Below are 8,638 nucleotides of genomic sequence, written 5' to 3' on the forward strand. Positions count from 1 at the left end.
TCGCGCCTCGATCGTCTGCGCCAGCTTGCCGAACGCGACGAGCGGATGCGCGCGGCGCGGCTCGCCGAACCGCCAGTCGACCAGAAACGCGGCGACGGCGAGGATCGCGACGGCCGGCAGCGAGAGCATCAGCATCGCGGCTCCGCGCCCTTGACGGCCATCGGCAGGCCGGCCACCACGAGCGTCACGCGCGTGGCGAGCGCCGCGATGCGCTGGTTCAGGCGGCCCAGTTCGTCGACGTAGCGGCGCGTTTCGGCGCCGAGCGGCACCACGCCGAGCCCGATCTCGTTGCTGACCACGATCACGCGCGCGCGCGAGGCGAGCAGCGCGGCCTCGAGCGCGCCGATGCGGGCCTGCAGCGTGGCGTCGCCTACGGCCGCGCCGCCGGCCGGGCACAGCAGGTTGGCGAGCCACAGCGTCAGGCAGTCGATCAGCACGCAGCCGTGCGGATCGTCGAGCGCGGCCACGGCCTCGGCCAGCGTGTCGGGCGCCTCGACCAGCGCCCAGGATGCGGGCCGGCGCGCGCGATGGTGAGCGATGCGGGTATCGAATTCGGCGTCGCCGACCGTGCGCGCGGTCGCGACATAGGTGACGGCGCGTCCGCTGTCGGCCGCGAGCCGTTCGGCGTGGGCGCTCTTGCCGGAGCGCGCGCCGCCGAGGACGAAGGTGAGGTCGTGCGAAGTCATCGCGTGATTGTAACGGCGCGGGCGATAATGCGGCCTTCGCTTTCCGCCTGGCTGCCCCGCACGATGACCGCTCCCGACCGCCCGCTTCCTCCGTTTCCGCGCGGCGCGCTGATGATCCAGGGCACCACCTCCGACGCCGGCAAGAGCACGCTGGTGGCGGGTCTGTGCCGGCTCGTGCGGCGCGCGGGCGGGCGCGTCGCGCCGTTCAAGCCGCAGAATATGGCGTTGAACAGCGCGGTCACCGTCGACGGCGGCGAGATCGGTCGCGCGCAGGCGCTGCAGGCGCTGGCCGCCGGCATTCCGGCGCACACCGATCTGAACCCCGTTCTGCTCAAGCCCACCAGCGACCGCGGCTCGCAGGTCATCATCCACGGCCATGCGCGCGCCAATCTCGATGCGCGCGCCTATCACGCCTACAAGCCGGTGGCGTTCCAGGCCGTGCTCGAATCGTTCGACCGGCTGCGCAGCGGCTACGACGCAGTGATCGTCGAAGGCGCGGGCAGCCCGGCCGAGATCAATCTGCGCGAGGGCGACATCGCCAACATGGGCTTCGCCGAGCGCGTCGATTGCCCGGTGGTGCTGGTGGCCGACATCGATCGCGGCGGCGTGTTCGCGCACCTGCTCGGCACGCTCGCCTGCCTGTCCGACAGCGAGCGCGCGCGCGTGCGCGGCTTCGTCATCAACCGCTTTCGCGGCGATCCGGCGCTGCTGAAGCCGGGCCTCGACTGGCTGGAGGCGCAAACCGGCAAGCCGGTGCTCGGCGTGGTGCCGTATCTGCACGGGCTCGCGCTCGACGCCGAGGACATGCTGCCGAGCCTCGCGCGCACCGAAGCGTCCGACCGCGCGGCCGGCGTGCTGCGCGTGGTGGTGCCGGCCGTGCCGCGCATCAGCAACCACACCGATTACGACGCGCTGCGCGCCCATCCGCGCGTCGATTTCAGCTACTGGAAGAGCGGCCCGATTCCGGCCGCCGATCTGGTGATCCTGCCCGGCTCGAAGAGCGTGCAGCGCGATCTCGCGTGGCTGCGCGCGAACGGCTGGGACACCGCGCTGAAGCGGCACCTGCGCTACGGTGGCAAGGTGATCGGCATTTGCGGCGGGATGCAGATGCTCGGGCGCAGCATCGACGATCCGCACGGCGTCGAAGGCGAACCGGCCCGCGTCGAGGGGCTCGGGCTGCTCGATTTCGAGACCGAGCTGCTGGCGCGCAAGACGCTCGTGAACGTCAGCGGTCGCTTGGCCGGCGGCGGCGCGAACGTGGCCGGCTACGAGATCCACATGGGCGAGACGCGCGGCCCCGCGCTCGATGCGCCGGCGCTGCTGCTCGACGGGCCGCACGGCGTGCGCGGCGACGGCGCGCGCTCGGCCGACGGCCAGATCCTCGCCACCTACGTGCACGGCCTGTTCGACGCGCCGGCCGCCTGCGCCGCGCTGCTCGACTGGGCCGGGCTCGACGGCGCCGAGGCGGTGGATTGGGCCGCGCTGCGCGAGGCGTCGATCGAGCGGCTGGCCGACACGCTCGGCGCGCATCTCGATCTCGAACGCGTGTTCGGCGCGTTCGCCTGACGCCCGGGCCGGTGCGTCGATTGATTCTTTTTGGGAAGTAATTTAAGTCGAATTGGCGATTTTTCGGTTTGCATGGTTCGAATACAGTGCGATCCATTCCATCCGAAACAGGAGTTCGCCATGCATCCCAACCGCTCCGCCGACCTGGGCGCCACGCTGCTGCGCGTGGTGCTCGGCGTCTGGTATCTCGCCCACGTCGCCCAGAAGGTGTTCGTGTTCACGCTGCCGGGCACCGCGCAGTTCTTCGTCTCGCTTGGCCTGCCGGGCTGGCTGGCCTATCTGACGACGGCCGTCGAGCTGCTCGGCGGCCTCGCGCTGCTGACCGGGATTCAGGTCCGGATCGCGGCGATCGTGCTGCTGCCGTTCATGCTCGGCGCCGTGCACGCGCATTTCCCGAACGGTTTCGGCTTCGCGTCGCCGAACGGCGGCTGGGAATTCCCGGCGTTCTGGGCGGGCGCGCTGGCGGTGCAGGCGCTGCTCGGCGCGGGTGCCTACGCGCTCGGCGGCAACCGGGGCGCGGCGAACGCCGCTGCGGGGCGGCGCGCGGCCGGGGCGGGCGGGTCGGGCGCAAGCGGCGCGGGACGTTCGAGATTCGCCCGCCCGCGCCGGCCCGTCCATCCGCTTCGGGCAGCCCGTCCGCGCCTCGTCCGATCGGCAAAACGGCTCGCGCCATCGCGGTGCAAGGCGTTTTGCCGATATCATCGCTCCCTGTATCCGCAACTTTCCGCGGCGCCCCAACCGGCGCCGCGTGGCATTCCGGGGGTGTACATGACGGTGATCGTGGTGGCAAATCCGAAGGGCGGCGTCGGCAAGAGCACGCTGTCCACCAATCTGGCGGGCTTTTTCGCGGCCCAGGGCGCCTGGGTGGCGCTGGCCGATCTCGACCGCCAGCAATCCTCGCACGGCTGGCTCGGCCTGCGGCCGGCCACGCTGCCGGCGATCGAAGCCTGGACGCTCGATCCGTCGTCGCCGGCCAAGCCGCCGCGCGGCCTCGAATACGCCGTGATCGACACGCCGGCCGGCCTGCACGGCAACCGGCTCAACATCGCGCTCGATCTGGCCGACAAGGTGATCGTGCCGCTGCAGCCCTCGATGTTCGACATTCTCGCGACGCAGGATTTTCTCGAACGTCTGGCCGGCGAAAAGGCCGTGCGCAAAGGGCATGTGCAGGTCGGCATCGTGGGCATGCGCGTCGATGCGCGCACGCGCTCGGCCGAGCAGTTGCAACGGTTCGTCGAAGGGGTGAAGCTGCCGGTGCTCGGCTACGTGCGCGACACGCAGAATTACGTCCAGTTGGCCGCCCACGGCCTGACGCTGTGGGATGTCGCGAAGAGCCGCGTCGAAAAGGATCTCGAACAGTGGCAGCCGATCGTCGAGTGGGCGCAGGCGAAGCCCGCCAAGGGCGACTGAGCCGCCTCGCGGCCCGCCGAATTCCCGGCCTCATCAAGCAAAAACCCGTCGTCCGCTAGGGCGACGGGTTTTTCTCAGGCGTCATGGCAGCCCGGCCAGGCCGGGCGCGAGCGCCGGCTCAGGTCCAGGTCTGGGTCGGGACGTGATCGCGGCTGCCCTTGATCCGGTTCTGCTCGTCGACGAACACCAGATCCGGCTTCCAGCCGGCCTTCAGGTCGGCCTCGTCCACCACCGCGAACGCGGCGATGATCACCAGATCGCCGAGCTGCGCGCGCCGCGCGGCCGAACCGTTCAGCGAAATCATGCCGCTGCCGCGCTCGCCCTTGATCGCGTAGGTCGAGAAGCGCTCGCCGTTGTTGATGTTCCAGATGTCGATCCGTTCGTTCTCGACGATGTTCGAGGCTTCGAGCAAATCCTCGTCGATCGCGCACGAGCCTTCGTAATGCAGCTCGCAGTGCGTGACCGTGGCGCGGTGGATCTTCGATTTCAGCATGTGACGCTGCATGGCGTGTCCTGATGCGGGTTGGGCGGAAACGGCGGCCGGCGGCCGTCAGATTTCGAGGTTGTCGATGAGGCGCGTGGCGCCGAGCTTGGCCGCGGCCAGCACCACCAGCGGTTCGCCGGCTTCGAGCTGTTCGGCGCTCGGCGCGATCAGATTGGCGCGGCGGCGCACCGCGATGTAGTCGGGCTGCCAGCCGCGCGCGGCCAGCGCGTCGCGGGCGGCCGTTTCCACCTGGGCGATGTCGCGCGCGCCGCCCAGCACCGCGTCGCGCACCTGGTGCAGTGCGCGGGCCAGCTCGGGTGCTTCCGCGCGCTCCGCGGCCGACAGGAAGCGGTTGCGCGAGGACATCGCGAGCCCGTCCTCGTCGCGCACCGTCTCGGCGGCCACGATCTCCACCGGCAGCGCGAGCTGATGGCACATGCGGCGCACGATCATCAACTGCTGGTAATCCTTCTTGCCGAACACGGCCACCTTCGGCTGCACGCAGGCCATCAGCTTGGTGACGACGGTGCACACGCCCGTGAAGAAGCCGGGGCGGAACTCGCCCTCGAGAATGCCGCCCAGATCGTCCGGCGGCTGCACACGGTATTCCTGCGGCTCCGGGTACAGATCGCGCTCGGTCGGCGCGAACACCACGTAGACGCCTTCGTTCTGCAGCTTCTCGATATCGTCCTGGAGCGTGCGCGGGTATTTGTCGAAATCCTCGTTCGGGCCGAACTGCAGCCGGTTCACGAAGATGCTCGCGACCACCGGATCGCCGTGCTGGCGCGCGAGCCGCATCAGCGACAGATGGCCCTCGTGCAGGTTGCCCATGGTCGGCACGAAGGCCGTCCGGTTCTGGCCGCGCAACTGGTCGCGCAACTCCTGGATCGTGCTGATGACTTTCATGATCGGTAAGGCGGTTCCTCGCGCGAGTGGCGCGTTGCCGCCGCGCGGGAGGCGCGGCGTCGTGATCGGACGGTTCGCCCGCGGCCGGGCAGGGCGGCGAGCGTCGGCGATTGTAGAGGATTTGCCGCTGCGGCGCATCGATAAACGCACGGTCGTTCGCTTTTTATTCCGCGATTTGCGCGAGTGCGGGCATGGACGCGGGCGTTCGCGGCCGGGCAGCGCGGGCCGGCGCGGGATCGAACGGAGAAAGGGCGGGGTTGCCGGCCGTCCCGAAAACCGGGCGGCGGCGGGCGTCAGGCTCAGGCGGGCAGGTACGCGAGCCGCACGTAGATCGGCGCGAACGGCTCGGGCTGGGTGATCTCGACGAGCGATTCGCGCGCGAGTTCGAGCATGGCGATGAAGTTGACCACCACCACGCGCACGCCGCGCGAGGTGTCGAACAGCTCGGCGAACTCCATGAAGCGCACGTTCTGCAATTGACGCAGGATCAGGCTCATGTGCTCGCGCACCGAGAGCTCCTCGCGCGAGATCTTGTGATGCTGAACCAGCTTGGCGCGCTTGAGCACGTCGGCCCAGGCGGCGCGCAGGTCGTCCGAATTCACGTCGGGGAAGCGCGGCGTGATGCTCTGCTCGATATAGACGTCGGCGCGCAGGAAATCGCGGCCGAGCTGCGGCAGTTGATCGAGCCGCTGCGAGGCCAGCTTCATCTGCTCGTATTCGAGCAGGCGGCGCACCAGCTCGGCGCGCGGATCCTCGGCTTCCTCGCCGGTGTCGGCCTTCTTGACCGGCAGCAGCATGCGCGACTTGATCTCGATGAGCATCGCGGCCATCAGCAGGTATTCGGCCGCCAGCTCGAGATTCGACTCGCGGATCTGATCCACGTAGCCGAGATACTGCGCGGTCACCTCGGCCATCGGAATGTCGAGGACGTTGAAGTTCTGCTTGCGGATCAGGTACAGCAGCAGGTCGAGCGGGCCTTCGAAGGTTTCGAGGAACACCTCGAGCGCGTCGGGCGGGATGTAGAGATCCTGCGGCAGCTTGAAGAGCGGCTCGCCGTACAGACGTGCGAAGGCCGCGATGCCGTCGACCGTGTCGGGCGTCGAATCGGCGCCGGCGCGCGCGGCGAGCGCGTCTTCCGGCCGGGCGGCCTCGTCGGCGGCGCTCACGGGATCAGAAGTTCTGGTAGTAGACGTAGGACGTTTGCTTCACGCGCGACTGCTGCTGCTGCGAGCGTTCGTCGAGGTCGATCGGCTGCTTGTCCCACAGCAGCGCGCGGCCCTTGCGCTGTTCGTCTTCGAGCGCCGGCTTCTGTTGTTTGAGCTGGTTCAGAAATTGCGTGACGTCGGACTGATACGACATGGTGGATTCCGTTCTGGACGGGCCGGCTGCGCGTTCGCGGGCCGCCCGGGTTGGGGATGGCGGGATTTTACCGCATCGCGGGGAACAGCCGGCGCCAATCCGCGTCGAACGCGCAGCTTGCCCGAACGTCGGCGCTTTTGAACATCTTTCAAGCTTTGCCCACGGAAGCGCGATGGCGCTGTGGTCAAATGTGGGCTTTCATCCGATCTATCCTCGAGGGGGCGGTATTTGACAGGGCTGGCCATTCCACCAGACGAGCGTCGCGCCGGGTGCGCGGCCGCACGCGCTCGCACGGCGTCGCCGCCGTCCCCTTCACGGCGCAAGCCGCCGTCGCTGCCGCGCCTGGCCAGGCTCACGCTCGGCGGCTGTCTGGCCGCGGCGTTCGCGCTGCCGGCCTGGGCCAAGTTCGATGTGGATATCGACGCGCCGCGTTCGGTGCGCAGCCTGCTCAAGCAGCACCTCGACCTGTCGCGCTTCGCCAAGCGCGACGACATCTCCGACGACCAGTTCGAATTCCTGATCACCGCCACGCCGCAGCAGGTGCGCGACCTGACGGCCACGGCCGGCTATTTCTCGCCGGTGGTGTCGACCGACGTGCGCACGCGCAACGGCAAGCGTTCGGTGACGGTCAAGGTCGACCCGGGCCCGCAAACCGATGTCTCGGGCGTCGACCTGACGTTCCAGGGCCCAGTGGGCAAGGAAGATCCGAAGCAGGAGACGGCCGCGCGGCTGGCGTTCTCGCTGCACGAGGGCGACCCGTTCACGCAGGCGGGCTGGGACGACGCGAAGAACGCGGCGCTGCGGCAACTGCAATCGCGCCGCTATCTCGGCGCGAAGATCCTCGCCTCGCAGGCGCGCATCGATCCGCGCACGCGCACGGCGAAGCTGTCGGTCACGTACGAGAGCGGCCCGACCTTCACGATCGGCAAGCTCGACGTGTCGGGCGTGCGCCGCTATCCGGGGCAGATCGTCGACAACGTCAATCCGCTCGGCGTGGGCGAGATCTACGACGTGCAGCGCATCAACGAGTTGCAGCGGCAGTTGCAGAACACGCCGTATTACGCGAGCGTGGCGATCGACGTCAGCGACGACACCGCGAAGCCGGATCAGACGCCGGTGCACGTGAAGGTCAGCGAGTATCCGTACAACAGCGTGCGCGGCGGGGTGGGCTACGCCACCGACACCGGCCCGCACGTGCAGGGCTCGTACACCTATCTCGACACGTTCGGCCGCGCCTGGCCGCTGCAGATCTCGGGGCGCATCGACCAGATCCAGCAATACGGGCAGGTGCAGCTGTCGATGCCGCCGAGCCCGCACGCGTGGACCAACAGCGTGCTGGCCTCGTACACCAACACCAACGTGTCGGACGTGCGGATCTACAGCGCGCGGCTCGGCGTGCAGCGCGCCAAGACCAGCCAGAACATCGATTACACGTACTCGATCATGTATTACCAGGACCGGCTCGACCAGAACGCCGCCGGCCCGACCACCAGCCGCGCGCTGGTGCCGCAATGGTCGTGGACGCGCCGCAACGTCGACGATCCGCTGTTCCCGCGTTCGGGCAACCTGATCCACGCCGAGGCCGGCTTCGCGATCAAGGGTGTGGCGACCGATCAGACGTTCATCCGCGGCTATGCGCGCGGCCAGCAATACCTGCCGATCGGCAAGCGCGATCTGGTGCTGTTCCGCGCCGAACTGGGCGGCGTGTTCACGAGCGGCGGGTCGGCCGGCGTGCCGGCCTCGCTGCTGTTCCGCGCGGGCGGCTCGAACTCGGTGCGCGGCTACGGCTATCAGAGCATCGGCAACACCGTCGACGGCTCGGTGCTGCCGACCAAATACCTGATGACGGGCACGGCCGAATATCAGCACTGGTTCAACCACGATTGGGGCATGGCCACCTTCTACGATCTGGGCACCGCGACCGACGACTGGGGCGAGAAGGTGTTCTATCAGGGCGTGGGCGTGGGCGCGCGCTGGCGCAGCCCCGTGGGGCCGGTCAACGTCGATCTGGCCTACGGCATCCGCAACCGCAGCGTGCGTCCGTATCTGACGCTCGGCATTGCATTCTGACCAGGGTTTTCCGGATTTCAGCATGACGAAGGACGATTCCGCCGTACCGCCGGCCGGCGCCACGCCGGGCGGCCCGCCACCGGGCGAGCCGCCGCAGCCGCCGTCCACCAGCTCGCAAGAGCGTCGGCGAGGGAAAGAGGGTTCGTGGCTCGGCAGA

8 protein-coding genes and 2 pseudogenes are annotated in these 8,638 nt (G+C 68.9%); 4 read left to right on the forward strand and 6 right to left on the reverse strand.

The genetic code is table 11. The features are described from left to right. Both G3N92_RS35115 and cobU read right to left on the reverse strand, forming a co-directional pair. Window positions 1–135, reverse strand: a pseudogene (locus tag G3N92_RS35115) (cobalamin biosynthesis protein); the annotation flags it as partial. Further along, window positions 129–686, reverse strand: a complete 558-nt coding sequence (cobU, locus tag G3N92_RS27480) for a bifunctional adenosylcobinamide kinase/adenosylcobinamide-phosphate guanylyltransferase (protein ID WP_206130734.1) — start codon at window positions 684–686, stop codon at window positions 129–131. The gene cobU and the pseudogene G3N92_RS35115, both read right to left, overlap by 7 nt. Before the next feature lie 63 nt (window positions 687–749). On the opposite strand from cobU, the gene G3N92_RS27485 reads away from it, so the two are divergent. The 3 genes and pseudogenes from G3N92_RS27485 to G3N92_RS35125 all read left to right on the forward strand — a co-directional run bounded on the left by G3N92_RS27485 (window position 750) and on the right by G3N92_RS35125 (window position 3,662). Then, the gene (locus G3N92_RS27485; RefSeq protein ID WP_241015055.1) at window positions 750–2,252 is read left to right on the forward strand and encodes a cobyric acid synthase; all 1,503 of its coding nucleotides are present in this window, start codon (window positions 750–752) and stop codon (window positions 2,250–2,252) included. A gap of 120 nt (window positions 2,253–2,372) precedes the next feature. Further along, a pseudogene (locus G3N92_RS35120) lies at window positions 2,373–2,621 on the forward strand (DoxX family protein); the annotation flags it as partial. A gap of 399 nt (window positions 2,622–3,020) precedes the next feature. Then, on the forward strand, window positions 3,021–3,662 hold the full coding sequence (locus G3N92_RS35125; protein ID WP_241015056.1) for a ParA family protein: 642 nt from the start codon (window positions 3,021–3,023) through the stop codon (window positions 3,660–3,662). 118 nt (window positions 3,663–3,780) lie between these two features. On the opposite strand, the gene panD is transcribed toward G3N92_RS35125, so the two are convergent. The 4 genes from panD to G3N92_RS27510 all read right to left on the reverse strand — a co-directional run bounded on the left by panD (window position 3,781) and on the right by G3N92_RS27510 (window position 6,411). Beyond that, window positions 3,781–4,167 carry an aspartate 1-decarboxylase gene (gene panD, locus G3N92_RS27495; RefSeq protein ID WP_206130737.1) on the reverse strand — a complete coding sequence of 129 codons (387 nt, stop codon included), beginning with the start codon at window positions 4,165–4,167 and terminating at the stop codon, window positions 3,781–3,783. Window positions 4,168–4,212: 45 nt separating this feature from the next. After that, window positions 4,213–5,052, reverse strand: coding sequence for a pantoate--beta-alanine ligase (gene panC / locus G3N92_RS27500; protein ID WP_206130738.1), 840 nt, complete (start codon window positions 5,050–5,052; stop codon window positions 4,213–4,215). Window positions 5,053–5,351: 299 nt separating this feature from the next. After that, window positions 5,352–6,218: a ScpA family protein gene (locus G3N92_RS27505; RefSeq protein ID WP_206130739.1), complete on the reverse strand. Its 867-nt coding sequence runs from the start codon at window positions 6,216–6,218 to the stop codon at window positions 5,352–5,354. A gap of 4 nt (window positions 6,219–6,222) precedes the next feature. Next, window positions 6,223–6,411: a DUF3460 family protein gene (locus G3N92_RS27510; protein ID WP_206130740.1), complete on the reverse strand. Its 189-nt coding sequence runs from the start codon at window positions 6,409–6,411 to the stop codon at window positions 6,223–6,225. A gap of 333 nt (window positions 6,412–6,744) precedes the next feature. On the opposite strand from G3N92_RS27510, the gene G3N92_RS27515 reads away from it, so the two are divergent. Beyond that, a complete protein-coding gene (locus G3N92_RS27515) occupies window positions 6,745–8,481 on the forward strand; it encodes an autotransporter assembly complex family protein (RefSeq protein WP_241015057.1) in 1,737 nt (578 codons plus the stop codon). Window positions 8,482–8,638: the final 157 nt, after the last annotated feature.

The sequence above is a fragment of the Burkholderia sp. Ac-20379 genome, assembly GCF_017104645.1.
In the GTDB taxonomy this organism is placed as follows: domain Bacteria; phylum Pseudomonadota; class Gammaproteobacteria; order Burkholderiales; family Burkholderiaceae; genus Burkholderia.